The organism is Streptomyces sp. DH10 (assembly GCF_029813805.1).
Classification (GTDB): Bacteria; Actinomycetota; Actinomycetes; order Streptomycetales; family Streptomycetaceae; genus Streptomyces; species Streptomyces coeruleofuscus.
In genome coordinates, this window is sequence record NZ_JARVKU010000009.1 from 82,321 (window position 1) to 107,613 (window position 25,293).

Annotated in this window: 20 protein-coding genes; 17 read left to right on the plus strand and 3 right to left on the minus strand. The window is 71.0% G+C overall.

Annotation, left to right across the window (positions count from 1 at the left end; all coding sequences use genetic code 11):
* Nucleotides 1-57 precede the first annotated feature (57 nt).
* From QC385_RS20010 to QC385_RS20025, 4 genes are all read left to right on the plus strand, one after another.
* On the plus strand, nucleotides 58-1,398 hold the full coding sequence (locus tag QC385_RS20010; protein ID WP_279542683.1) for an ABC transporter substrate-binding protein: 1,341 nt from the start codon (nucleotides 58-60) through the stop codon (nucleotides 1,396-1,398).
* Between the two features lie 63 nt (nucleotides 1,399-1,461).
* Nucleotides 1,462-2,487, plus strand: a complete 1,026-nt coding sequence (locus QC385_RS20015) for a sugar ABC transporter permease (RefSeq protein WP_279542684.1) — start codon at nucleotides 1,462-1,464, stop codon at nucleotides 2,485-2,487.
* A 2-nt stretch (nucleotides 2,488-2,489) separates the two neighbouring features.
* Nucleotides 2,490-3,332 (plus strand): carbohydrate ABC transporter permease, encoded by an 843-nt coding sequence (locus tag QC385_RS20020; RefSeq protein ID WP_279542685.1) that lies wholly within the window; start codon nucleotides 2,490-2,492, stop codon nucleotides 3,330-3,332.
* Nucleotides 3,333-3,413: 81 nt separating this feature from the next.
* Nucleotides 3,414-4,319: an immunity 49 family protein gene (locus QC385_RS20025; RefSeq protein WP_336621307.1), complete on the plus strand. Its 906-nt coding sequence runs from the start codon at nucleotides 3,414-3,416 to the stop codon at nucleotides 4,317-4,319.
* A 27-nt stretch (nucleotides 4,320-4,346) separates the two neighbouring features.
* On the opposite strand, the gene QC385_RS20030 is transcribed toward QC385_RS20025, so the two are convergent.
* Entirely contained in the window at nucleotides 4,347-5,342 is a 996-nt protein-coding gene (locus tag QC385_RS20030) for an aldo/keto reductase (protein WP_279542686.1), read from the minus strand.
* Nucleotides 5,343-5,469: 127 nt separating this feature from the next.
* Between QC385_RS20030 and QC385_RS20035 the strand changes: the two genes are divergently transcribed.
* Nucleotides 5,470-6,330: a helix-turn-helix transcriptional regulator gene (locus QC385_RS20035; RefSeq protein WP_279542687.1), complete on the plus strand. Its 861-nt coding sequence runs from the start codon at nucleotides 5,470-5,472 to the stop codon at nucleotides 6,328-6,330.
* Between the two features lie 17 nt (nucleotides 6,331-6,347).
* On the opposite strand, the gene QC385_RS20040 is transcribed toward QC385_RS20035, so the two are convergent.
* Nucleotides 6,348-7,388, minus strand: a complete 1,041-nt coding sequence (locus QC385_RS20040; protein ID WP_279542688.1) for an alpha/beta hydrolase family protein — start codon at nucleotides 7,386-7,388, stop codon at nucleotides 6,348-6,350.
* Between the two features lie 131 nt (nucleotides 7,389-7,519).
* Here QC385_RS20040 and QC385_RS20045 point away from each other — a divergent pair, with 131 nt between their 5' ends.
* Together QC385_RS20045 and QC385_RS20050 are read left to right on the plus strand one after the other, a co-directional pair.
* Entirely contained in the window at nucleotides 7,520-8,158 is a 639-nt protein-coding gene (locus QC385_RS20045; protein WP_279542861.1) for a GNAT family N-acetyltransferase, read from the plus strand.
* Nucleotides 8,155-9,030 (plus strand): PaaX family transcriptional regulator C-terminal domain-containing protein, encoded by an 876-nt coding sequence (locus QC385_RS20050; protein WP_279542689.1) that lies wholly within the window; start codon nucleotides 8,155-8,157, stop codon nucleotides 9,028-9,030. The genes QC385_RS20045 and QC385_RS20050 overlap by 4 nt, the downstream gene beginning before the upstream one ends.
* Before the next feature lie 56 nt (nucleotides 9,031-9,086).
* Here QC385_RS20050 and QC385_RS20055 read toward each other — a convergent pair whose 3' ends face one another.
* Complete coding sequence (locus QC385_RS20055; protein WP_279542690.1) at nucleotides 9,087-9,788, minus strand: hypothetical protein; 702 nt, start codon at nucleotides 9,786-9,788, stop codon at nucleotides 9,087-9,089.
* 93 nt (nucleotides 9,789-9,881) lie between these two features.
* Between QC385_RS20055 and QC385_RS20060 the strand changes: the two genes are divergently transcribed.
* The 10 genes from QC385_RS20060 (at nucleotide 9,882) to QC385_RS20105 (ending at nucleotide 25,293) form a co-directional block, all read left to right on the plus strand.
* Nucleotides 9,882-10,085: a cold-shock protein gene (locus tag QC385_RS20060; RefSeq protein ID WP_279542691.1), complete on the plus strand. Its 204-nt coding sequence runs from the start codon at nucleotides 9,882-9,884 to the stop codon at nucleotides 10,083-10,085.
* 333 nt (nucleotides 10,086-10,418) lie between these two features.
* A complete protein-coding gene (locus tag QC385_RS20065) occupies nucleotides 10,419-10,841 on the plus strand; it encodes a hypothetical protein (protein ID WP_279542692.1) in 423 nt (140 codons plus the stop codon).
* Nucleotides 10,842-11,122: 281 nt separating this feature from the next.
* Nucleotides 11,123-13,828, plus strand: a complete 2,706-nt coding sequence (locus tag QC385_RS20070; RefSeq protein WP_279542693.1) for a CHAT domain-containing protein — start codon at nucleotides 11,123-11,125, stop codon at nucleotides 13,826-13,828.
* A 263-nt stretch (nucleotides 13,829-14,091) separates the two neighbouring features.
* Nucleotides 14,092-14,760, plus strand: a complete 669-nt coding sequence (locus tag QC385_RS20075; RefSeq protein WP_279542694.1) for a DUF6338 family protein — start codon at nucleotides 14,092-14,094, stop codon at nucleotides 14,758-14,760.
* Between the two features lie 661 nt (nucleotides 14,761-15,421).
* Nucleotides 15,422-17,443, plus strand: a complete 2,022-nt coding sequence (locus QC385_RS20080) for a hypothetical protein (RefSeq protein WP_279542695.1) — start codon at nucleotides 15,422-15,424, stop codon at nucleotides 17,441-17,443.
* Between the two features lie 15 nt (nucleotides 17,444-17,458).
* Nucleotides 17,459-18,700 (plus strand): hypothetical protein, encoded by a 1,242-nt coding sequence (locus QC385_RS20085; protein WP_279542696.1) that lies wholly within the window; start codon nucleotides 17,459-17,461, stop codon nucleotides 18,698-18,700.
* The gene (locus QC385_RS20090; protein WP_279542697.1) at nucleotides 18,697-21,447 is read left to right on the plus strand and encodes a hypothetical protein; all 2,751 of its coding nucleotides are present in this window, start codon (nucleotides 18,697-18,699) and stop codon (nucleotides 21,445-21,447) included. Before QC385_RS20085 ends, QC385_RS20090 begins: the two co-directional genes overlap by 4 nt.
* On the plus strand, nucleotides 21,444-22,769 hold the full coding sequence (locus QC385_RS20095; protein WP_279542698.1) for a hypothetical protein: 1,326 nt from the start codon (nucleotides 21,444-21,446) through the stop codon (nucleotides 22,767-22,769). The genes QC385_RS20090 and QC385_RS20095 overlap by 4 nt, the downstream gene beginning before the upstream one ends.
* 74 nt (nucleotides 22,770-22,843) lie before the next feature.
* Nucleotides 22,844-24,595: a vWA domain-containing protein gene (locus tag QC385_RS20100; RefSeq protein WP_279542699.1), complete on the plus strand. Its 1,752-nt coding sequence runs from the start codon at nucleotides 22,844-22,846 to the stop codon at nucleotides 24,593-24,595.
* Nucleotides 24,592-25,293 (plus strand): 4Fe-4S single cluster domain-containing protein, encoded by a 702-nt coding sequence (locus QC385_RS20105; RefSeq protein ID WP_279542700.1) that lies wholly within the window; start codon nucleotides 24,592-24,594, stop codon nucleotides 25,291-25,293. The genes QC385_RS20100 and QC385_RS20105 overlap by 4 nt, the downstream gene beginning before the upstream one ends.

The following is a 25,293-nucleotide window of genomic DNA, read 5'->3' on the forward strand; positions in this document are numbered from 1 at the left end:
CACGCCGACACAGCACATCAGTCAGTCCAACCCTCGCCACAGCACGGAGGCACAGCCATGAGCCCGACCAGCAGAAAGTACCGCCGCACCGCCTGTACGGGCCTGGCCCTGGCCCCCCTGGTGGCGCTGGCCGCCTGCGGCGGGGGCAGTGGCACCGATGCCTCCGCCGAGGCCGGGAGCGGCAAAGGCACCATCAGCGTCTGGGCCCACCAAGGCCAGAAGAGCGAGGCCGCCGCGCTGCAGAACGCGGTGAAGTCCTTCAACTCCTCCCAGAACAAGATCAAGGTCGACCTGAAGCTGATACCCGAGAAGGACTACACCAAGACCATCACCGCCACCGACGCGGCCAAGCTGCCGGACGTGCTGGAGTTCGACGGCCCGACCATGGCGAACTTCGTCTACAACAAGAAGCTCGCCCCGATCGACACCTATGTCTCCGCCAAGACCTTGGACAACGCCACCGCCGCGAGCAAGGCGCAGGGCGAGGTCGACAGCAAGCACTACGGCCTGGGCATGTTCGACTCCGGGCTCGGCATCTACGGCAACAAGAAACTGCTGGACGCGGCCGGGGTGAAGTATCCGACCGGCCTGTCCGACGACTGGACGGCCGAGGAGTTCACCGCCGCGCTCAAGGCGCTGAAGGCCAAGGACTCCGACGGCAAGACCCTCGACCTCCAGGAGAGCAACGGCTACGCCACCGAGTGGGGCACCTACGGCTTCGCCCCGATCGTCTGGTCCGCCGGAGGCTCCCTCCTCAAGGACGGCAAGGCGGAAGGCGCCCTCGACACCCCGGGGGTGGTTTCGGCCCTGAAGACCTTCCAGTCCTGGAAGACCTACGTCGACCCCAACACCGACGGCAACGCCTTCGCCAAGGGCCGCGTCGCGCTGAGCTGGGTCGGCCACTGGATGTACCCCGCCTACAGCGAGGCCCTCGGCGACGACCTCGTCGTCCTGCCGCTGCCCGACTTCGGCAACGGCCCCAAGACCGGCCAGGGCTCCTGGGCGTGGGGCATCGGCGCCGACACCAAGAACGCCAAGGCCGCCGGCACGTTCCTGGACACCCTCCTGAACGACACCAACGTCACCGCCATGACGACGGCCAACGGCGCGGTGCCAGCCACCAAGACCGCGCTCGCCAAGAGCAGCCTCTACAAGGAGGGCGGCCCCCTCCAGCTCTTCGCCGACCAGCTCGCCAAGCCCTGCGGCGACAGCGACATCACCAAGTCCTGCGTCGCCGTCACCCGCCCGGTGACCGCCGGATACCCCGTCATCACCTCAAAGTTCAGCGAGGCCCTGAACTCCGTCTACGGCGGCGCCGACCCCAAGAGCACCCTGCAAAAGGCCGCCCGCGCCATCGACCAGGACTTCTCCGACAACGCCGGCTACAAGATCCCGTAGGACCCGTCGGCCGGGGCGGGCCCGCACACCGCGCGCCCGCCCCGCCGGGAACAGGACCCTCCCGTGACATCCGTGGAACCCGCACCCGCCGTGCCACCCGGCCCGGAGCAGGCCCCGTCCATGACATCCGTGAAGCCCGCGGGGTCGAAGCGATCGACACCATCGACGCGGTCGGCGCGGCCGGGCCGCAAGAACCGTGACTGGCTGCACGGGCTGCTCATGTCCGCACCGGCCGTCGTCGGACTCATCGTCTTCGTCGGTGTGCCGTTCGGCTACGCCGTGGTGCTCTCCTTCTACAACGTGCGCCTCGGCTCCCCACTGGAGCCCACCTTCTTCGGTCTGGAGCAGTACCGGCGGCTGTTCACCGACCCGGACCTGTCCGGCCCGTTCCTGCGGGCCCTGCTGAACAACCTGACGTTCGCCGTGGTCGTCGTACCGGTTCAGACGGCCCTGGCGCTCGGGCTGGCGATCCTGCTCAACCGCAAGCTCAAGGCGATCGGCCTGTTCCGGTCCCTGTTCTTCATGCCGGTCGTCTTCCCGATGGCGCTGGTCGCCGTGATCTGGCGTCTCATCCTGGCCCGCAGCGACCAGGGCATGCTCAATTCGGCACTGGACGCGGTGAGTTTCGGCAACTGGGGTGCCTTCGACTGGCTCGGCGACGGCGCCACCGCCATGGCCTCGCTCATCGTGCTGTCGATCTGGCAGGGCGTCGGCTTCCAGATGGTCATCCTCCTGGCCGGCCTCCAGCAGATCCCCGGTGAGCTCTACGAGGCCGCCGAGCTCGACCGCGCCGGGCGCTGGCAGCAGTTCCGCCACGTCACCCTGCCCGGCATCCGCGGCACCCTCGTCTTCGTCGGGATGCTCACCTCGGTGCTCTCCTTCCGCGTCTTCGACCAGGTGTACGTCCTCGTCCGCGGCGGCGGCCTGGAGGAGGACGCAACCCGCACCGTGATGTACCAGGCCGTCACCACCGCCTTCGACCAGAACAACATCGGCCAGGCGTCCGCGATCACCGTCGTCTTCTTCCTGATCGTCGTCGTCCTGACGCTCATCCAGCGCCGCGTCGTCCGGCCCGGAAACGAGGACTGACCATGCGCACCACCCCTACGCCCCTGCGCCGCTTCACGGACTACGCCGTACTCAGCGTGCTGGCCTTCATCTTCGTGCTGCCCGTGATCTACCTGTTCCTGGGCAGCCTCAAGCCGTCCGACGAGGTCCTGAACGGCCTGTCCGGCTTCCTCCCCACCCACCTGTCCTTCGACAACTACTCCGCCGTCCTCGACAGCCTCAACTCCGACAGCACCGGCTACTTCTGGCGCTTCATGGGCGTCTCACTGCTGCTGGCATTCGTCGTCGTCACCGGCGGCCTGTTCGTCAACTCCATGGCCGCCTACGGGCTGTCCCGGCTGAAGTGGCGGGGGCGGAACGCCGTCTTCACACTCGTCCTGCTGCTGATGCTGATCCCGTTCGAGTCGGTGGCCGTGCCGCTCTTCTACATGTTCAGCGACCAGCGCAACACCCTCCCCATCCTGGCGCTCCCGTTCATCGCCAACGCCTTCTCGGTCTACCAGTTCCACACGTTCTTCCGCTCGATCCCGCCGAGCATCGAAGAAGCCGCCCGCATCGACGGCGCGGGCCCCTGGCGCACCTTCTTCGCGATCATCGTCCCCATGTCGAAGCCGGCCTTCGCCTCCGTGGCGATCCTGACCTTCCTCATCCAGTGGGGCTCGTTCCTGTGGCCGGTGCTGATGGTCTCCGACCCGTCGGTGCGCCCGCTGCCGCTGGAGATGAGCGTCTTCCAGGGCCAGCAGCCCCCGGACTGGGGCCAGATCCTCGCCTTCGGCGTCCTCCTGGTCCTGCCCGTGCTGGTGGTCTTCGCCTTCTTCCAGCGGTGGTTCGTCCAAGGCGTCGCCAGCTCCGCCGTCAAGGGCTGAGCGGTCCGGATCGGGTCCTGGTCGATGGAGTACGCCCCGCATGCCTCTGCCGATGTCAGTGGTGGCTGCCAGGATGAGTGCATGACGATCAAGGATGTAGCCCGGCATGACGTGAGCCGGCAGCGGATTGAGCAGGCCCTGGAGGACATAGAGCGGCGGACCCTTGGCCGCTGGCACACGATGCGATACGACTGCTACTCCGATGAGGAACTGCGGGCGATGCGCGACGACCTCCTCGATCACCTCGCCGCGCGCACGCTGACGGATCCCCGACTGGGCACCGCTCCGTCACGCATCGTCCTGCGCACCGCGGCGGAGTGCGCCCTGGGATTCCTGGACCTGGGCTGCTATCCCAACGGCGACCAGAAGATCCTCTTCCCCCTCATCGACGAGAGCATCAGCAGCGAAGACACGGACTTCGAGGCCGTGGTGGAGCACGCGTCCACCGCGAGGGACTGGCTGGACGCCTTCGCGCTGGGTGTGATCAGCGGCGTGGTCCGGGAACGGGACCGCGTCATCGGGCTGCTGCTGCGTGACCACGCGTCCGCGATCCACGAGGGGGTGCCGTATTCGAAGCTGGAGTCGAAGTCGGATCCTGGGGAACTGGCGGAGATGGACACCCTTGCTTGTTACCTGACCAAAGCTCGTGGGCACCTGCCTCGGGACTGGCCCTCGGTGACGTTGTGCATGCCGGAGGTCGACGAGCGTCTCGACGGCGCGCTGCGTCTGAACGCCCTTGGCGACCTGACGCCGGATCAGCAGCTGCTGCGCGTGCTCTTGGAGGACAACCAGTCGGCCTTCGAGCAGGCTTTGGCGCGTCGTCTTGTCCAGCACCGGGAGAGCGCACCTCCCGATGCGGCGCCCCGCAGCCTGCTCCCGCTGAAGACCGCCGCCCTGGCCGCACTGGCGGTCCAGGTGCACGGCTGGGCGTTGCGCGTCCAATCCCCCTACCTGCCCCAGGCCTTGCTGAGCGCCCCCGAAGGGTGACCTGGACGAGCACGGTGACGGGCGGACTCAGTTGCCGACGCCGAGGCCGGACATGAACGCGGACGGGTATCGGTCGCCGCGCGCCGCGCCCGGCGGCACCGCCTTCTCGATCTGGGCGAGGTCGTCCGCGGTGAGGGTCAGCTCCATCGCGGGCAGCGCCTCGGCCAGCCGCTCGCGGGTGCGAGCGCCGACCAGCGGCACGATGTCGTCGCCCTGTGCGGCCACCCAGGCGATGGCCAGTTGAGCGACCGTGCATCCCTTCGCGCCGGCGATCCGGCGCAGCGCTTCCACGAGGGCGAGGTTGTGTTCCACGTTCCCGCTCGAGAACCGCGGGCTGAAGCCGCGGATGTCGCCGGGGCCGGCGGTGTGACCGGCGGACCAGTGCCCGGAAATGAGGCCGCGGCTGAGGACTCCGTACGCGGTCAGGCCGATGCCGAGCTCCCTCAGCGTAGGCAGAATGTCCGCCTCCACGGCGCGGGAGATCAGCGAGTACTCGATCTGCAGGTCGGCGACCGGGTGCACGGCATGCGCCCGGCGGATCGTCGCCGCGTCGACCTCCGAGAGGCCGAGGTGCCGGACGTACCCGGCGTCGATCATCTCCTTGACCGCGCCCACCGTCTCCTCGATCGGTACCGCCGGGTCCAGCCGGGCGGGGCGGTAGATGTCAATGTGGTCGGTGCCCAGGCGGGTCAGCGAGTAGGCCAGGAAGTTCTTCACCGCCTCCGGGCGGCCGTCCACCCCGCCGAACGCCGGGCCCGGCCCGCGCAGCATGCCGAACTTGACGCTCAACCGGTAGCTGTCCCGGTCCCGGCCACGCAGCGACTCGGCGATCAGCAGTTCGTTGTGGCCCATGGCGTAGAAGTCGCCGGTGTCGATCAGCGTGACTCCGCTCTCCAGCGCGGCGTGGACGGTGGCGATACTCTCCGCGCGGTCGGCCTCGCCGTAGGCGCCCGACATGCCCATCGCGCCCAGACCCAGCGCGGAAACGGCCGGGCCGGTGGTGCCCAGGGTTCGTGTCTGCATCACGTTCTCCTTCGTCGTCGATCCGCCACCCACCCTGCGTCCGCGCCGCGACGTACGGGAGCGGAGCGTTCATCCTGGGAGAGGCGCTCCCTGGATCGGCTGGGCCGCCGCGAGGACCATGGGGAACATGCAACGTGACCAGCTCGCCGACTTCCTGCGCCGCCGCCGCGAGGCGGTGCGTCCGGCCGAGGTCGGCATCGCCGACGGCCCCCGGCGCCGCACCTCCGGTCTGCGCAGGGAAGAGGTGGCGACGCTCGCCGGCATGTCGGTGGACTATGTCGTACGCCTCGAGCAGGGCCGCAGCAGCCAGCCCTCGGTCCAGTTGCTCGGCGCGCTGGCCCGGGCGCTGCGCCTCTCCGACGACGAGCGCGACCACCTCTTTCACCTGGCCGGTCACCAGCCCCCACCCGCCGACGGAGTGGCTCGCCTGGCCCGCGCCGGCCTGATCCGCATGCTCGACCTGCTCGGCGACACCCCGGCCCTGGTCCTGTCCGACCTGGGCGAGGTCCTCGCCCAGAACCGGGCCGCCCTCCTGCTCACGGGCGACCACACGGGCTTCGCCGGCGACCGCCGCTACGCCGTATACCGCTGGTTCACCGACCCCGCAGCCCGCGCCGTCACCCCGCCCGATCAACAAGAACGCTACGCCCGCCAGCTCGTGGCCGACTTGCGTGCGGCCGCCGGCCGCCGGACCGGCGACTCCACGGTCGCCGGACTCGTCGGCCGGTTGCAGGCCGCGAGCGCCGACTTCCGCCGGATCTGGGCCGAGCACGAGGTTGCGGTCCGGCGTGCCGACCGCAAGACCCTGCTGCATCCGCGGGTCGGCCACCTGGTGCTGGACTGCGAAACCCTGGTCACTCCCGACCAGGGACAGCAGCTGCTGGTGCTCACCCCTGCGGACGACGAGACCCGCGAGCGGCTGGAGCTGCTGCGGGTCATCGGTGTCGAGGAATTCCCCACGGGGGCAACGGACCCGACGTCACAGTGAAGCGGCGCGAACGTGCCTCAGCCGGCGTCCTTCAGGAACTGTCGCTGGTCGTCCAGGAATCCGTTCGCGAAGAGCGAGCGGGGGGAGAAGAGCGCGGTGAGCGCGGTCTTGAGGCCCGACTGCTCGACGGACTGCTTGAGCAGTGAATGCGTCGCGTGCGGGTAGCGTTCGACCGTCAACGCGCCGCCTGTGTCCAGCACTTCGCGGTAGACGCGCTCCGTGTCGGCGGTGTCCACGTTGATGTCATGGCCTGCGAGGGTCAGCAGCACCGGTGTGCCGCGCAGGGCGCGCAGGTCTCGCGTGGCGTCCGCGGTGTAGTTCTTGGAGATGAAGCTCCAGCGGTCGGCGGTCATGCCGTCCGTGTCACCGCCCGTGGCCTTGACGTACTCCTCGAAGGTCGCGTGGCGTTCCAGCAGGCGGCGGGTGCTGTCGCTCCTGGCGATCGCGGCCTCGGTGCGGGCTGCCGATGCGCCGTCGGCGCGCAGTTCGGCGAGGAGGTTGTAGCGGCCCTGCCGGAGCCAGTTGATCGCGGGGGAGACGGCGATGACGAACTTCACCGGAGTCTTCGCTGCGATCTTCGGCAGGACCCAGCCCGCCTGACTGGCGCCCCAGAGCCCGATCCGGTCGCCGTCGATGTCCGGGCGGGCGCGCGCCCAGCTGATGGCGGCGGCCGCCTCCTTGGCCCGGTCCTCCATGGACTGGTCGAGCCAGTTGCCGGGTGCGCCCGCGACGCCGGGCTTGTGCCAGGACAGAGAGGCGTAACCGGCCTTTGCGTTCGCTTCCCACAGGGGCTTGTAACCGTCGTCGTGGGTGGCGTCGATGGGACCGTCGCCGTGGACGTACACGACCAGGCCGTGCCGCTTGCGGCCGTCCTTGGGGGTGGCCAGTACGCCGTTGAGGGTGTGGCCGCCGTGGCGGATCGAGACCCGCTGCTCGTCCATGTCGGAGTGCTGCCACAGCACCACACCGACGAGACCGGCGGCCACGACCAGGGCCATGACGAGTGACCACACGACGATGCGGAGCCCGCGCCGTCGGCGCTGGGTCTTTGCACACATGTTGACCGCCTCTGTTCGGGTTCGGACAGGCACTCAAACTATCAGGATGGGAACGGTCGTTGTGAATCTGATAGATTTAAGGTCCAGGTTGCAGCGAGAAGTTGCAGCCAGAAGGGGGGCACGGCATGGCAATGGAGGCGACCAGCCCTGGAACCGGACCGGTGGCGGTCCAGCGAGGCGTTCCGGCGGGTGCCGAGCGGCGGGCGGCCGAGCTGTACTGGGACGCCTTCGGCCGCAAACTCGGTCCCGCACTGAACCCGCCGGGCAAGGCGGTGCCCTTCATCGCCGCCCACCTGAACGCCGATCGCGCTGTCTGCGCGCTCCTCGACGGGCAGCTCGTCGGACTCGCCGGCTACCAGCTGGGCGGGCGGGCCCTCACCGGGGGATCGGCCGCCGCCGTGCTGCGCGCGTACGGACGCCTGGGAGGACTGCACCGACTCCTGCTCCTCGCCCTGTTCGAACGCCGACCGACCCCCGGACAGCTCGTCATGGACGGCATCGCCGTCGCCCCTGACGTACGCGGCCGCGGCGTCGGAAGCCTGCTCATCGAGGAAGTGGCCGCCGTCGCGGCGGAGCGGCACTGCCGGGAGATCAGGCTGGACGTCATCGACACCAACCCGCGCGCCCGAGCCCTGTACGAGCGGCGAGGCTTCACGGCCGTGCGGACCGAACGCACGCCGTACCTCCGCAGATTGCTGGGGTTCGGCGCGGTGACCACCATGCACCGCCCCGTAGAGGCGGCCGGGCCGAGAGGAGCGCGCACACCGTGACCGACCACGTCGAGATCCCCACCCGCATGCTCGTCCACGCGCTGATCCGGGAGGACGGCACGGTCAGCGCGGACGAGCTGTACACCGTCGCCGCAACCCTCGGCATGAGCGACCAGCAGGTACGGCTGTGCGTCAAACGCCTCGTGGCCGAGGGCCGGTTCACCCACGAAGGCCGCGGTCGCAAAGCGATGCTGCACGCCACGGAAGCCACCACTCAGGCCCTGGCCCCCAACGCGGACTTCCTGCGGCACGCGTTCCGCCAGGACGCCGGGCTCGCCCCCTGGGACGGCGTCTGGCACCTGGCCGCCTTCGCCGTGCCCGAATCGGCGCGCACGGCCCGGGACGCCCTGCGCGAGACGCTCGTCCACCTCGGAGGCGCCCCGCTCCAGGGCGGACTGTACGTCTGCGCCAACGCCTGGGAACCGTACGTCGAAGACGCGGCGCACCGCCTGGGCGCCTACAGTGCGCTCACCCTCCTCAGTACGACGGACCTCCGCAGGGGCGACACCCAAGAGCCTGCCGAACTCACCCGCCACCTGTGGCCCCTGCGGGAGATCGCCGACCGCTACCACCGCCTCAGCCGCATCGCCCAGCCCCGCCTCGACCGGCTCACCGGCTCTGCCGGACTCTCCCCGTCCGAACTGCTCACCATCGCTGTCGAGCTGGCGGCCGAACTCACCCGTGCCATGGAGCCCGACCCACTGCTGCCGCCCCAGCTCCTGCCCCAGCCCTGGCCCGGCACCCAGGCCCGGGAGCTGATCGCCCGGTGCTGGGCGGCCCTGCCCGAACCCGACCACGGCGAAGCCCGGCCGACCCTCTTCCGCCTCTACGCCGACATCACCCGAGAAGCGGCAGACCGCGCGACGCGCTGAAGGCGCGACAGACGGCGCGAGTGATGCCGGTCAGGCGAAGACACCGAGCTACCGACTCACGGTGGAACGCCCGGGCGACAGGACGAACACCGGGCGGCGAAGATGGGCCACCGTCTCTTCTGAGGATCCCCCTGCGACCCTTGGCTCGTCCGGGAACGGCGTACCAGGCCGCCTTCCCCGCCCAGCTCGCCGAGCTCGACCTGCTTGTGCATGCGGACCACCAGCCCGGCCGGGTACCGGCCCGCCGTGGACGCGAGGTACTCGGCGATGGCGGCGGCGCCGTGCAGCGGGACGCGCGGGGTCTCCGCGTGGCCGTTGCCGTCCGCCCACATCGTCACGTCGGGTGCCGGCACAGCCATGAGCGCCTCCCCGTCGCCGTCGAGGCAGGCGGCGAGGAAGCGCTCGGTGATCTGATGGACCTGCCGGCGATCCGGCTCGAAGCGCCGATTGCGTAGCCGCACATGGCGCCGGGCCCGGCTGCCGAGCTGCCGTACCGCCGTCTCGGTGCGGTCGACCGCCTCGGCGACCTCCGGGAGGCGCAGGCAGGCGGTGATCTGCTCTCCCGTCCCGCACGGTGTGGTGCAGATGGTCGCTGACCGCGTGCACCAGATGTAGTCCGTGGCCGCTGACGCGGTGCCGGTCGCCGAGGAACGGGCACCATCCACGGCCGCGCCGTTAGCGGCCGGCGACCGCGCGGTGTAGCGTCGGTATATAGCAGTCGTGGTTCCGAAGTCCCGTTCGCCCGTGATCACGATCATGGGCGTTCTTGCTGTTCAGCGCCTCTCCGGACCAGGGCGATCACCTCCCGGGCCAGCAGGGTGCCGGCTCGGGTTTCCTCGAAGGAGCAGGTCATGACCAAGGGCACCGTGAAGTGGTTCAACAGCGAAAAGGGATTCGGCTTCATCGAGCAGGAGGGCGGCGGACCTGACGTCTTCGCCCACTACTCCAACATCGCCGCTCAGGGCTTCCGTGAGCTGCAGGAGGGGCAGAAGGTCGAGTTCGACGTCACGCAGGGCCAGAAGGGACCCCAGGCGGAGAACATCCGACCGGCGTGACCACAGTGCCGCGCACGGACCCGTCGCCGCTGGGGGTGTGACACACTCCCGGTCACCGGTGCGCTGTCACCGGTGAGCCGTACATGCGGCTCCGCAAGGCCCGCGTCCCCCGTTGTGCGGGTCGTTGCCTTCCGGGGCGGGCAGGCGTTCCCCCGTCGCCTGCCCGCCCCGGCCCTCAGCCCCGCACCCGCGAGCAGGCGATCGGCCAGATGCTGATGTGCCCGATGCACGATGACAGATGTCAGAGCGCGGCGGCCGCGTGAAGCACCCGGGGCCTGGCCGTGCCGTAAACAGTCGATGCTGTACGAGGCAGTGCTACGCGAAACTAGTCCTGTGGAGTGGTTCGAGGAGGCCCAAGCAGCGGAACAGCGCCGTGACTGGGATGCGGCCATCGCGTTGGTCAGCGCCCACGCCGAGTGCTACTCCGCCGATTTTTCCAGGCACGACAGCCATCTGTGGCACATGGATTTGCTCGCCCGTGCGGAACGGCTCCCGGAACTCACAGAGCGTGCTCGCACGGATGTCCACGCGCGCCGGAGACTCAACGCATCGCTTCGCGAGCGGGGTATGGAGGCGGCGCTGCGCAACCGTGCCGAAGACGGTGATCTTGGTGCCCTGTACGTCCTTGTGCGGCTGCTGTGCGAGACGAGTCGGACCGAAGAGGCCCGTCGAGTGGTCCAAGACCTCGGCCCGGACGATCAGTACGCACACCAGATCGTGGCCCGCTTTCCATCGCCATCGAGCGGTGCACAGTAACGCTCGGCACCTCCCCAGTGCTCGAGGCGGGGCTCGGCCTCCCACAGACGCTGAGATCCCGAGATCGTGCAGGAGATCCTCCGCACCCGCCCGTCGCCGGCGGACCTCATCGGCCGGCCATGTGGCCGACCCGGGGCGCACAGCGCCAGGCGCGGAGCGCACGCTGCCGCACCGTGCACTCCGGCGGCTCCAATCCGACGGTTCCCGTTCGGCCCGGGCGGTCGTACGGTGGCGGTCGGCGGCATCGGGGATCTGAGACACCCGGGATTTCGGGGGCATGGGTGGAACTCCACAACCTGGCCACGCGCTTCTTCGAGCTGCGGGCGCAGTACTGGCAGGCGGCTGACACAGGGCAGCCGACCGGACCGCTGTTCCAGCAGCTGACCATCCTCGGACGAGCGATCCTGGGGACACTGGAGCGGTCCGGTGGCGCCGCACAGGGGCTGGTGAAGGCGTCCGACATCGCAGGCCTCCTGCTCGACGCCTACGGCCGTGAGCTCACCACCCACCAGTACCGAGTCCGTACGTACCAGCAGGTCAAGGAGCTCTGGGCGGAGGCCGAGAAGGTCACGCCCCACGCAACGCCCGAACAGCTCCGCAACTTCCTGGCGGGCAGGGCCCAGTACGAGCTTCAAGAAGGACGGGCCAGTGAAGCCCTGGCGCTCGTGGATCGGGCCACGAACGTGCCGCACGGCCCGTCCCAGGCACCACATGGCACACCGCCTCCGCCGTACGGTGACCTGCGGGTGCTGCGTGCCGAGGCGCTGCTCCGCTTGTACGACGCCGAAACCGCCCTGGAGGAGCTGGCCCCACTGGAGAGGGATCTCGCGGCCGTTCTCCCGAACGGGCCGATCGACGAGAGCAACCCCGAAGCCATGCGCCCTCTCGCGGCCCAACTCGCACGCGGCGGTGCCGGACGGGCGACGGCCGCCCGGCAACTCCAGGCCTCCACCGTCTATTTCCGCCTGCTGGACGTCAAAGCAGGCGCACTACGAGACACAGGCCGCCCGGATGCGGCCGAGCAGGCGTATCTGATGGGCATGCCGCTCTACACGGCGTCCGGCCTGCCGGAAGCAGGACTGCTGCAACTGGCCCGTTGCGCGCTCGACCGGGGCGCGGCAGCCGAGGCATGCCGGCGGCTGGATCTGGCCGCCCCGCTGTTCGACAACACCCACGCCGGGGACCAGAGCTCCATGCGGGCGCATCTGCGGTTGGTGCGCGGCGCGGCATACTGCCGCATGCGTGCCGAGGCGGCCCGGCTGTCAAAGGCGGAAGGGTGGTGGGATCAGGCGCTGCACTGGTGCGACCGCGGGGCGCGCTGCACGGCCGACCATCCCGACCACGCCCTCGCGGCCGGTCTGCACGCCGAGCGCGCCCGGACCCATCACGCCCGTAACGACCGAGCCGGTGCGGCGCGTGCCTATCACGAGATGGCCCTCGCCCTCGACCGAGTGCTGCGCGTGCCGCTCGGTCACCGCTTCGACACGCTGCATCTACGCTATCGCCTGCCGTTGCTCGAGGAGGCGCTGGTCTTCGCCCAAGAGACCGGCGACGCACGGCTGTGCATCGTCATCACCGATCTCCTCAAGGCTCGCGCCTTCTCGGCACACTTGTCCCTGGCCCGCTCGGACGTGCCGAGCGCACCGGACGTCTTGGCCGACACCACCGAACAGGACGGACGGAACGGACCGGATCACGGCGCATTCGCCGACCTGACCGAACGGATCGAGGACGCCGAGCGACCCGGCTCTCCGCGGGAAGCCGACCGGATGTACGTCGAGCGAGCCGAGCTGCTCACCAGGATTCGCGCGACCGACCCTCGCTGGCACCTCATCAGGGACGACCCGCCCTTCGACCCGGATCGGCTCACCCGCTTCCTGGCCGCCTACGGCACCACTGCCCCAGGCAGCAATCCCGGCCGCTGCGTGGCCCTGAGCCTGTACGAACGCCCGGACGGAATCCTGGCCCAGTTGGCCAGACCGGACGGCAGGCTTGACACGGGCATCCGCCGGCTTGGCGGGAAAGCCCTCGGTGCGCTGGAGGCACACCAGCGCGAACTCCGGGAAGCAGGCGGGCGCCTGGATTTCTGGGGCCATCACCGCATCGGTCTCGCTGACCTGATCCCCCCGGCCTTCGCCGACGAGATCGCGGACAGCGGCACGTGCCTGTTGTCCCCGCACGGACGCCTGCACACCCTGCCCTGGACAGTCGTCCGCCACGATGACCGCCACGTGATCCGTGGAACCGCCATCGGTATCGTCCCCAACCTGTCCTGTGTGCCGCTCCTGGACCACCGACCCGACGGACCGGTCCGTGCCACACTGCTGGGCGTCACCCGACAGCCCAACGGTGAGCAGCTCCCAGAGGCACAGCAGGCCGTGCGCCGCCTGTCCGGATTCCTGGGAGCGCAACGGCTGCGCGAAGACCCGATCACCGGCCGCCATGCCACTGTCGCTACGCTGCGGGGCCTGCTGAACTCCGGGCCGCCCGACCGCAGCCGTACGGACGTGCTCCAGATCATCACCCATGGCCTGCCCGCCCCCGGGGCGCCCTTCGGCGCCGGTGTGCAAATGACCGACGGGATACTCGAAACAGGGGATGTCCTCCTGAGCCGGATGTGCTTCCAGGAGGTGCTGCTCACTGCCTGCAGCACCGGTCTGCGCGCCACGGTCGACCGCACCGGTGGGCACGGAGCACTCCCCGGGCCGACGCCTCTGACGCCCCGCCCTCTCGAACTGGCCGGGGACACGGCCAACGCGCTGGTGCACGCCTTCCACGAAGCGGGAGCTGCCTTCGTCCTGGCCAGCCCCTTCCCCATGTGGTCAAGGCTGGCAACCCACCACAGCGTCGAGTGGATCGTCCACCGCTGTCATGGCCGCGCCCCGCTGGAAGCCGCCCGACGGGCCGCGGTGGCATTGCTGGGCGAGGACGACTCACCTGAGCAGACCGACAAGTGGGCCGGCATCACGGCCTATGGAGCAAGGTGACCACAGTCCCGGAGAAGGACGATGACGCTCGACAACGAGCGGGAAGGACCACGATGACGGACGAGACGGAGCCGACACCACTCGCGCTCTCCGCCGAGGAAGTAGCCAAGGCGCTGCGAAACCTGTTGGACGAAGACGCGCAACCGGACGATGACCGCCCACTGGGCATCATCAAGGGCCGGTATCGGCCCACCGACCGCCGCCCCCCTTCCCCGCCCTCCCCGCCTTCCCCGCCGACACCACCACCCGCCGAGTGACCGTCCGTGCCCTCCAGCCTCGTCGGACTCGCGGCCCTGCTGTATGCGGCCGTCCCCGGCTATCTCTACCTCGTCCGCTACGAACGCCACGGCCTGCGCGAACGCCCCGGCGCTGCACGGGAGATCGCAGAACTGTTCACGGTCGGCACCTTCGCGACGCTGGCCATCGCAACGGGTGTTCTAGCGCTCGCCGAGCACGTGCCGGGCCTCGCCACGCTGGACGGCGCCCTGTCCGGAGCGGCCTACGCCCGCTCGCATGCCTGGCACTTCGTGCGGTCCGGCATCCTCATCCTCACCCTGAGCACGCTCGGCTGCACCGTGCTGGGGGAGCTGCGGGGGCGTCGCAGCGGCGCAAGCACTTGGTCCACCGCGCCCGGCACCGCGTGGGCCGAACTACTCAAGCCCGGACGGGGCGAGGCCGATCCGGAGGTGCAGGTGCTGATGGACGATGGCACGCTGGTATGCGGCAGTGGGCACATAGTCTCTGACGAGCGGGACACCTACTACCGTGACATCGCGCTCCATCACCCCATCTCCATCCGCAGTCCCGGTGAGGACCGCGCGCAGCCCTCGGACGCGGACTACGTCATCATCCCCGGCGGACACATCCGCCTCATCGAGGTCACGGCGGTCCCCCTGACCTCCGTACCGACGCCATCCACGCGACCGTCCTGAAGGGCCCGGCCCCGGACCGGACACCGGCCGTGGAGTCCGACGGCGACAGCCGCGACGGCGGCGGGGCCGCCCAACTCGACGCCGGCAGCCACTGCCTGACCGGCCAGCCCAGGGACTGCGGCTGACCGTGCGCAGGGAACGGCCGCACCCCGGCGCCCGACTGCGCTTCACCGACGCCGACGGCATGCGGCTGACCTGCTCGGCATGGGATGGCAGGTCGTCAACCGCCACGGCTGTCATCACCCTGGAGCGGCAACGCCGATGGAGCTCTGGTCGGCGGCCCTGGAAGCGTGCCGCACGACACGGCGCGAGGGGGCTCATCGCGTAGGAGGGTGCGCACAAACGCGCCCCCCAAGTGCGCTCACGAGACTCCTGAACGCAGGGCACACCGGTTGCGGCGTGCGAACGCTCTCGCGAACAATAGGCCGTCCGCTGGAGGGGGACCCGGCGAATCACGCTGGTCATTCAGGAGTTGACTACAGAGCCTGGTGTGCCTGAACAACTCCTCGGGCTGATCTCGGACCGGCTTCCGGCCTCGCGGCGTACCGCTCTTTGCCGCTGCGAGGGGGAGCCGCAGCTGCAAGGCAAGGGGGCGGATGTGACATCCATCGAGAGTGGCACCGGGTGCTTCTCCAGGTTGCTGTGAGAGGGCACTGCGAACGTGCTGCTTTCTTCCGGAGCTGACGAGAAGCGGTCCGGCCTCGTGGTGCGCTGCCCTGTCTGTTTCCACCCTGGACGGGGCGAACGACGCTGCCGGATATGTGGATTCCTGCTCTTCGGGGACCCGGTTCTGGGGGCCGCGACCGAGGAGGACCACCGGTCCGCAGCCGCCGAGCTGGCGGCCGCCGCGCACGCCTGGGACCTCGACGCGGCCCAGCGTACGCTGAGCGATCCAGCTGGGCAGGCGGAGATCGCCGGGCTGCTTCGCCCGGCTCCCTCCGACATCCCGCACCCCGCCGACAGCCCCCGTCCGGTCGCCCCCGCCCCCGCGGTGGCCGCCGAACCGCACGCCTTGGCCGATCTGCTGCACAGACTCACCACCGGTGAGTTGCCCGAGGTGCTGTTCGTCGAGTTCGGCACCCAACGGGCAGCGGTGGTACGGGCGTACGCCGGCGCCGCCGGTCTGCCGCACGCGCGCCCGTGCACCGAGACGCCCTGGACCGAGGTGGTCCCTGAGCTCGGCCCCGGGGAAGCCCTGTGCCGCTTCCAACTCGCCGGAGGCATCGGCACCATCGAGCCGGTGGACCGCCTGAACTTCGACCAGGCCGTGCGCGACTGGCTGCACGCGGTCGTTCCCAGCGCGTGCGGGGGAACGGGCACCCGTACCACTCCGCTGGTGCTGCTGCGCGGTGGCGACGGCTGGGCTCTTCTCGACCGGGCTGCCGCCGTGCTGCACGATTCCTGTGCGGCGAGTACGGACAGCGCCCCGGCCTCCGCACCCGGTTCGGGCGAGCTGACCGCCACCACGGCCAGGGTCCGCCGGCTGCTGCGCGGCGCACCGTTGCGCGAACCGCACACCCTGCTCCTGGGGCGGGCCGGGACCGGCATGGGCGACCACGTACCGGTGGAACTCGTGCACCACGTCCTGTTCGAGGCCGGTCTACGGCTCGCCCCCGGTGAGACCCGGACGGCGGCGGTCACCGTGCACGGCGGCCCCCCGGTGCTGCCCCCGGGAGGTGGCACCGCCGCGCCGTCCGAGACCCTGACCGTCGTACTGCCACTGCTCGCCGGTCACTACCGCTCGGCAGACCACCGCCCCCCGCTCCTTGGCCTGCCCCGTGCCGAACTGCCCGTACACGGCTCCGCGCACCTCACCTTCGTCCTTCACGGACCGGGCGAGATCGAGGTGCGCACGGACGGCGACCACCTCCTGGACGAGGCACCGGACGGACCCCGACCGGACCTGCTCGCCCTGCTCGCCCGCATGCCGCGGTGCCTTCCGCGGCCCAGGCCCGTGGAGCTCATCTGCGCGGTCGAGATGTCCGGCACCGACCGGGCCGAAGCCGCCGAGCGAGTCGGCTTCACGAGCGACCTGATCCGCGCTGCGGAACGTCATGCGCGCACGGGCGGCGGCCTCCGGGTCGGGGTGATCGGCTACTACGATCACGCCCCCCGCAACGAGCATCAGCCCTCCCGGAAGCTCATCCAGTCCGTGCCGCCCGGGCCACCCGCCCGGGCCTTGCAGCAACTGCGGGAGCTGAACTGCGAGGTACGGCCCCGTGAGGCCCTGACCTCCTCGCTGGAGGACGCGCTGAAGACCGCCGCCAGAATGACCACCGGGCAACCCGCCGAGTCGGTCGACCGGGTGCTCCTGGTCGTCGGGGGCCGGCCGCCGGCACTGCCCACGCAGGACGGCCTGGTCCCCGGCTGCCCGCGCGCCGTGGACTGGCGGGAGCAGCTGTGGACCCTGCGTCACCGGGGCGTGCGGGTCGGCGTCCGGGCCGAGCCCTTCGCCGCCCCCACCACCACTCCCGGCGTGCCCAGCGGGCACCGGCTGCATTACTACCTCTCCCGGGCCTGGCAGGAGCTGACGGCCACGGACCGCCTCCTCTTCCGGCCCGGCAGCGACTCGGCGGAGCAGGCGGCGCTGGCCCTCGCCGCCGGGCCTTCCCGCGACACCCACGGCAGCCCGCTGGCGTTCGCCGCACCCGTTGTTCCCCCCCACGGCAATCCGACCCACTAGGAGCTGACCCAGTCCATGACGACACCGCACTATCGACCTGGCCAGGACTCCGAGGACGACGGGGACAGGGCCGGCTCCCCGGACCAGGGGCAGCACCGCAACGGGCACCCCGACGCGGACCGCACCTGGCAGTCGCTCGCCCTCAACGGCAGGGCAGACGCCGGGGGACCGGCTCCCGTCCCGCAACCTCGCCCCGAACACCTGCCGCGGTCGCCCGTCCTCCCCGACAGCCACACCGTCACCGACCGGATCCAGCCACCGACGGCCATACCGAACCTGAACGGCTCCGCTCCCGCCGGTGTCCGGATCGGCGTGTGGGGAGCTTCCGGTTCCGGGAAGACGACGTTCCTGGGCGCCGTTCCGATCGCCGCGATGCAGCACCGGCGACGCGGGGTGAACTGGGTGGTCGCCGGGATGGACGCCTCCTCCACGGAGTTTCTGCACGACAGCGTGGATCAGCTCGTGTCGGAGCAGCGGTTCCCCCAGGCGACCCGGGCGCAACGAGACCTCAGATGGTCCTTCACCGGCGAGACACAGGGCGCACGAGGCCGTGGTTCCGGTCGGCAGATGTCCTTCGCGCTCGAGGTGCTCGACCTTCCCGGAGAGGCGTTCAACCCAAGGTCCAACCAGGTCGCCGAGGACCTGCACGAGCAGGCCGTGACCCATCTGACGAGCTGCGGTGGCCTTGTCTACCTGTTCGATCCGCTCCTGGACGCCAACCAGCAGACCGCCAGCATCAACTACTTCTACGGGATGGCCAGTCAGATGGCAGCCCGGGTGCGCGACGAGGGCCGGCTTCTCGGCAACGGCAGGCTGCCCCACCACGTCGCGGTGTGCATCACGAAGTTCGACCACCCGGACGTCTTCGAGCCGGCACTGCGGGCCCGCTGGGTCACTCAGGAGCAGGTCGGCGCCATCCCGCGGGTCCCCGACGACCAGGCGCCGGGCTTCTTCGACTGGATCTGCAACAACTTCCGCGGCGGCAGCGCCCGCCTGGTCCGTGACGCCCTCGGCAACTTCTTCCACCCCGAACGGATGTCCTACCACGCCAGCTCCGCCATCGGTTTCCAGCTCAACGCCAACAATCAGTTCGACTACCGCAGCTACGTCAATGTGGAGCCGGACGGCCAGCGGATCTGCGGCTCTCCGCCGACACCGATCAACGTCATCGAGCCGCTGATGGCCCTCGAGGCAGGTCTGCGAGGCACGGCCGGACGGCCGCCGCGCGATGGCAAGCCCTGGTGGAGGCGGAAGTGAGCGGGCCGCCGGCCAGGGCCTCGGTGCCCGCCGCCTGGTCCCTCCAGGGCAAGGCACCGGGGCAAGTGGCCTACGACGTGCAGGCGGGCAGTGTGCAACCCCGGATCGCCCAGAAGTACTTCTGGGCCGCGTCCACGGAGACGCCACGCGCCGACCGCACTCACGCCCCCGACGCGCTGCCCTGGGTGGCGTTCCTCGGCTCCATCGAGGCCGGCGGGCCCGTGACCGGCCTGGTGGAGACCACCTGGTCGGGCGGGCGGGACGCCACCGGCCGGATCAGCTACTCGGCCCGCCTGCTGCTCCTTGACTGGCAGCCGACCAGCGACGCCGAGCTGACCTGGTCCTCGCTCTACACCGCCGCCCTGGACACCGAGTGGCCGACCATGGACTCGGAAGTCGGACACCCGCCGCACATCGTCCTCGACGCGGCCCCCACCATGGTCGCGAAGCTGGCCCGGTACATCGAGAATGACATCGGGTTCGAGTGGGCCGCGCGGTCCGCCGCGCTGCTCCTCGAGGGACGGCACGTGGCCATCACGCTGCCCCCGGAGCACGCCGGTCTGAGCGCCGTCACCCGGGTCGCCGTGCTCGACGGGATCTGCGCCCTCCTGCCGTACGGCAGCCGCGCCTGGCTGTCCGCCGCGACCTGGGCCGGCCACGGCGCCGACCACGAGCTCCGGCTGACCTTCGCCCTCCGGCCCAGGGGAAGCCAATGCCACGCCGTACTGGCCGGGCAGCCACCGCAGGAGCCCGGCACGAGTCAGGGCCGTGCCTATCTCGCGGAACTGTTGCGGCTGCGGCGAAAGAAGGGCACCGAGGCCGTGCTGACCCACCTGCTCTCCCATCGCACCCCGCTCACCGCGCACGACTCCGAGCAGGCGCTGCGGCACCTGCAGGACCTCGACCTCCCGGCGGTGGTGATGGGGGGCATCGAGCGGGGCACGAGCCTCCTGCGCGATGTGGCCAGGCTGCTGAGCCGGAACCCGCTGGAGAGCCTGACCGAGCCGGACGCCGCGACGGTCGCGCGTCATCTGGCGCGCTGCACCCTGCCCGGCGGAGGCTCCGAGGAGGAACGAGAACAGGCCCGGAGCCTGCTTCTGGAGCACTGGTCCCCTCGGGCCGGCCAGGCCCTCGCGGACGAGCTCAACTCCTGGCCCGTCGAAAGCCAGACACCGCAGCGCGTGCGTAGCGTCCTCCACCTGGCCGCCGCCGCGGCGCCGCTGGACGGTCAGGCCCACACCGCGGTCCTGACCGGCTACCTCGACGGAGGCACGGCGGCCGGAACGCCGGACGACCTGCGCTCCCGGAGCGCGCTGCTGCAGGCCATGCAGCAGGAGCTGGACGAGAACAGCGCCGCCGCCGTGCACGCCGTCCTTGTCCGCCGCCCTCAACTGACACTGGCCTGGCTCGACGTCAACGCCGAGCGGAATACCCTGGACGACCGGCTAGTCCGGGAACTGCTGAGCCGACCCGGCACCGTGAGCGAACCGAACGCGCCGGACTGGCTGCGCGGCGCCGCCCTGATCCACCGCGAAGCGCCGGCCGGATCGCCCGACCGGAAGAGCATCGAGGCGTTTGCCGCGATCTCCGAGACGGCCTGGCGCACCGGGCTGCACCTCGCCTGTCACGTCGGCAATCCGGACGTACTCGCCTGGCTCCACCCGGAGCTGTACGACGTCGCGGCGGGGCGGAGCGGCACCGACGAGGACCGGGGTTTCCTGTTCCGCCGGGTCGACGTCCTCGTACCGCGGCAGCGCGGCCTTGCGGGGAACCACGCCGCCTGGGCGGATCTGCTGCAACTTCATCTGCTCGGCCGTGACTTGCCACGCTCTCGTCTTCTCGCGGACGACGACGAGGCGGCCGCCGCGTACGCCGGCGTCCTCAGTCGGCATCTGCCGAGCGTGTGGCCACGGGGATGGGAGGAGGCGGTCGCCTCGGGGCTGGTCGGTGAACGGCTCGACCGCATCCCCTACGCGATCCTGTGGGAGCTCACCCACCCTCAGGACGTCCCGGACGCGGGCGATCTGGTGGCTCTGGAGGGGCCCTTGCTCAACCGTGTCGCCGAGCTGCTGACACACGCCGGGGACTGGATCACCCCGGGCATGCCCGCACCGTGGGAGCACCTCCTCAGGAACCGCTCCGACCTCCAGTGGCTGGCCCACACGGCCGAGATCCGCAAGCTCGTCACCGCGCGTACGGCCGCTCCCAAGGAGTTGGCCGACGCCATCGTGCGGGCCAGCCCCAACTCCCGGTACGCCAAGCGCGTGCAGCAGGCCGTCGAGTTCCCCTCGGCCGTAGTGGAGGCGATCACACCCTGGCTTCAGGATTACGCGGGACGCGGCGACTCGCTCCACCGACTGGCCGGGCACCTCAACCACGCCGCCCCGCAGCAGGCCCTCGGCGACCTGCTCTACCAGTCCATCTCCCAGCTGCGGTTCGGTGACCTTGTCCGGCAGCGGGCACTGGACGGCCACCAGCAGCTGAAGGACAGCGTCGAGCAAGCGATCAGAATCCTGCGCCAGAAGCCGTCGTCCCGACGGCAGCCGACAGCACCCGCGCCGCTCCATGGCCAGGGCGGCCCTGGCGGCACCGACCGGCCGGAATCCCCGCCGGGGGCACCGTGGTCCTCGGACGACCCCCCGTACAGCGACCCGACCCGCCCGGTGCCCGGCACCCACTCCGAACCCTACCGAGGCACCAAGTCCCGGCTGTCTTGGCCGTGGGGCCGAGGTGATGACCGCCTATGAACGCACCGCACGCCCTCGCCCTCGACGTCGGCACCCGCTACGCCCGGCTCGCCGTCGCGCGGCCGGGCACCGGGCCACCGCGTCCGGTACAACTGCCCGGTGAGGTACCTGGTGAGGGATTGCCGCTCTCCGCCGAGGCGCGTGGTCGGCCCGTGGCCGCACTGCGCGAGGCGTACGGCGCCTATCTCGCCCGTTACGGTCCGCCCACCGGGGCCGTGGTCGTCCTGCCGCGGCGCACTGCCCGAGAGCTGGCCGGTCCCGCGACGGCCGCCCTCGCCGCGGACGGTTGTCCACGCGTCCGGGTGATCGGCGCCGCGCACGCCCTGCTCGCCCTGGTCCGGCACGCCACTGGCGCGGCGGCCGGCACCGGCGAGTATCTCGTGTGCGATGCGGGGGCCCGCGCCGTCGACGCCGCCCGCTGCTCACGGACCGGCCCTTCGGTGCTCCTTCGCGCCACCGCCGAGGCGACCGGGCCGAGCGGCCTGATGGGAACGGCATTCGACAGGGCACTCCTCGACGCCGCCGGTCTGCCCGACGACGAGGAAGGTCACTGCCGGCTCGCCGCCGCGCGCCTGGACGACCCCGGCGGCCGCCGGTTGGGGCTCACCGTGGCCAAGGCCATGCTCCGCCCCGATCCCTTCGACGACACCGTGGTCTACCGCCTGGGTGACCGGGACGTCACCGCGGGGGCCGTACGTACGGTTCTTCCGTCACTGATCGACGCGGTACGGCGGGCCTTGGCCGAGATCGCGGCACCGCCCGGCGCCACCGAGCGGCCCCCGCTGCTGCTCGCCGGAGGTCTGGCCCGGCTCGAGCCGCTCACCCGGCGGCTGGAGGAGAGCCACCGGCTGGTTCCACTGCCCGCGGAGGTGGACGCCGGCTACGCGGCGGTGACGGGCGGTGCCCTGGTGGCGGCAGCGCTCGCAGACCCCGGCGACCGCTACCCGTACGCCGTCCGTATCAGCACCCACACCCGCAGGGCCGGCCGACTGCACACCGAGGAGCTCGAGCTGGCCGCCCCCGGGGCCCTGGAGCCGGGCGGCGACACCGTGTTCGCCGCCCGGGGAGGCCGGCCGGCCGAAGTGCTTCCCGACGCGGTGGCCAGGCGCCCGCTGCGGATCGAGGCCGTCGGGCCCGAGGGCCGTCCCGTCCCGCTGCCGGACGTCGCGCTGCCCACCGGCACACCGCACGGGCTCTGCGAGGTCGGTGTCCGGGTCGGCGCGGACGGGGTGGCGGCTCTTGTGCTGCGCCCGGTCGCGGAAGGCCCGGACACCGAGACCCGCCTTCCACTCGGCCCACTGCCCGTTCCGCCAGAAACCTGATCCTTCCCCACCGCCACACCGCCACACCGCCACACCGCCACACCGCCCCGCCGTGCCCGAGGAGCTCTCATTTGATGAACAAGCCGCCGTTGAGTCCGAGGCCGGGAGGAACACGCGCCCGTGCCGTCCACCGCACCGTCGCCGGGCTCGCCGCCCTGGTACTCACGGCCCTGGCCACCACGGCGTCCGGGACGACTCCCACGGTCGCCCGCACGGCCGCCGATCCGGTCCGGGCGGGATCGGAGCCCAGCCGCTCCGAGATCTACTCCGAGCTCGGCCTGGACCGAGTTCCCGCCGACTACGTCGTCCTGGTGGACATCTCGGGTTCGATGCTGAGCAACGGGCGGTACTCGTCGGTCCGGTCGGCGCTGTTGCCGTTCCTGAAGGGCCTGTCGCCGCGGGACTACGTCGCCCTGTTCACCTTCGGGGACAAGGCTGAGCCGGTCTATCTGGGACACCCGTCCGACCCGAAGGACATCATCGGCAAGCTGCCCGCCGAAGCCGGTCCCTCGAACGTGCAAACCGACATCGGAGCCGCCCTGGACCGCGGCCTCGGGGAGTTGGAGCGGCCCGACGCCGCGGAGGTCGGCTCCATCGTGATGTTCACGGACGGCAAGCACGATCCGCCGGAGGGCTCCAAGTACCCCAAGTCCGACGGGTCGGCTTGGAAGGCGCTACGGGCCCGGGCCGACAAGCTGGCCGCCGGACACGAACTGGCCGCCTACTCCCTGCCGTTGGCAACCGACGAAACGGGCAGCGCGCAGTTGGCCCGTGTCGTTTCGAACACCAGCGAGCTGCGTCCGGAATCGGTACAGGACCTCCCCGAGTATCTCGGGCGGGCCGCCGAACGGTCCCGGGCGCGCAAGGCCGCGCGGATGATCGCGGAGGACGCGGGCAAGGGCGTAGCGGCCACGTTGTCGCACACCGGGGCACTCGACCTGGACAGCGGCGGTGCGGCGGCCACCCTGACGCTGACCGCCACGACCAACCGGCTGCCGCTGACCGTGACCGGCCTCGGAGCGACCCTGAAGGGACAGCCGCTCGTGGTCACCGGCCTGCCGGACCGGGTGTCCTTGAAGCCGGGCGAGGCACGGCAGTTCGAGGTCCAGGTGCGGGGCGAGCCCGACGCGGGTCCGCTGCCGGTCCGCCGGACCTGGACGACCGAGGCCGGCCTCACGGTGCGCGGCAAGGTCACGACGCCCTGGGCGGCCACTCTCGACGACGTGAAGTTCGCGGTGCCGACGGCGGTGGACGGACCGGCCAAGGGTCTTCCCCTGCGAGCCGAGGTCGGCTCACCCCTGGCCCTGCCCCTGCTGCTCGGCGTTCCGGTGGCGGCCCTCCTCGCGGCCCTGCTGTTGTGGCTGCGGCGGAACCGGGCGGCCCTGAGCGGCCTACTGGTACTGTCCCCGGCGCTCGGCGACGGCCCGGAGGACCGGATTGTCCTGCGCGGACAGAAGTTGGCGTTCGTCCCGCCACAGATCGGCGGCAGCGGCCGCGTGTACGGCCGACGGTTCCGGGCGGACGACGGCCGCCGCGGTATCGCGCTGCACCTGCGCTACAGCCCGGACGGCACTCCGGCACGGAGCGCGGACGCCGTCTGCCCACCAGGGGACGCGGTGGTGATCAACGGCATCCGCTTCGCCTACCGGCAGGACCGCGACGGGCAGCCGTCGGCGGCACCGCGAGCCGGTGAGGTGCCCGACCCCCTGCCGATCCCGCGGCCTGGTTCACTGCCTCCCGACGAGGGGGGTCCCTGGCGCAGCGCCCCGTCGCGACCGACGGCACAGGACGACCGACCCGCGCCCGCGGAACGGGACCTGCCGTGACCGGCCACGACCTCAACGTCGCCGCCACCCGGGTAGGCACCCACGCCTTGGGGCCGGGGCGCCGGTCGGTGGTGTGGGTGCAGGGCTGCCCGTTCCGTTGTGCGGGCTGCCTCGCCCCCGACTGGATCCCGAACCGCGCCGCCCGACACGTGGCCCCCGCCCAACTGGCCGACGAGTTGCTCGCCGATCCCGACGTGACGGGTCTGACGCTCTCCGGCGGCGAGCCGATGGCACAGGCCGCCGGGCTCGTCGCGCTGGTCCGCGCGGCCCGCGCACGGCGCGACCTCACGGTGATCTGCTTCACCGGCTACCGCCTGGAACGGCTGCGAGCCCGTCCGCCCGCACCGGAAGTCCCCGAGTTGCTCGGCCTCCTGGACGTGTTGATCGACGGCCAGTACGTCACAGGCCTGGACGACGGCAAGGGGCTGCGGGGAAGCAGCAACCAGCGTGTCCACCACCTCACGCCTCGGCTCGCCACATGCGAACACGACTTCACTGGCGGACCGCGTACGTCCGAGATCACCCTCGAGGGGAACACGGCCCTGCTGGTCGGTGTCCCGCCTCCGGGGCTGCTCGCAGCTTTCGACTCCGCGGTGAAGGGGGCCCGTTCGGGGCTGCGCCTTCCCGACATACCCGACGCGACGCCCCCGGCAGCCCGGGCGCGGATCGCGGCCAACCGACCAGGTGAGGACAACTGA

What these genes read in the sequence shown, in the direction of transcription:
- QC385_RS20040 (WP_279542688.1), bottom strand. Translation starts at nt 7,388, where the DNA reads ATGTGTGCAAAGACCCAGCGCCGACGGCGCGGGCTCCGCATCGTCGTG.
- QC385_RS20035 (WP_279542687.1), top strand. Translation starts at nt 5,470, where the DNA reads ATGCAACGTGACCAGCTCGCCGACTTCCTGCGCCGCCGCCGCGAGGCG.
- QC385_RS20045 (WP_279542861.1), top strand. Translation starts at nt 7,520, where the DNA reads ATGGAGGCGACCAGCCCTGGAACCGGACCGGTGGCGGTCCAGCGAGGC.
- QC385_RS20055 (WP_279542690.1), bottom strand. Translation starts at nt 9,788, where the DNA reads ATGATCGTGATCACGGGCGAACGGGACTTCGGAACCACGACTGCTATA.
- QC385_RS20020 (WP_279542685.1), top strand. Translation starts at nt 2,490, where the DNA reads ATGCGCACCACCCCTACGCCCCTGCGCCGCTTCACGGACTACGCCGTA.
- QC385_RS20060 (WP_279542691.1), top strand. Translation starts at nt 9,882, where the DNA reads ATGACCAAGGGCACCGTGAAGTGGTTCAACAGCGAAAAGGGATTCGGC.
- QC385_RS20030 (WP_279542686.1), bottom strand. Translation starts at nt 5,342, where the DNA reads ATGCAGACACGAACCCTGGGCACCACCGGCCCGGCCGTTTCCGCGCTG.
- QC385_RS20085 (WP_279542696.1), top strand. Translation starts at nt 17,459, where the DNA reads ATGACGACACCGCACTATCGACCTGGCCAGGACTCCGAGGACGACGGG.
- QC385_RS20025 (WP_336621307.1), top strand. Translation starts at nt 3,414, where the DNA reads ATGACGATCAAGGATGTAGCCCGGCATGACGTGAGCCGGCAGCGGATT.
- QC385_RS20100 (WP_279542699.1), top strand. Translation starts at nt 22,844, where the DNA reads ATGAACAAGCCGCCGTTGAGTCCGAGGCCGGGAGGAACACGCGCCCGT.
- QC385_RS20095 (WP_279542698.1), top strand. Translation starts at nt 21,444, where the DNA reads ATGAACGCACCGCACGCCCTCGCCCTCGACGTCGGCACCCGCTACGCC.
- QC385_RS20010 (WP_279542683.1), top strand. Translation starts at nt 58, where the DNA reads ATGAGCCCGACCAGCAGAAAGTACCGCCGCACCGCCTGTACGGGCCTG.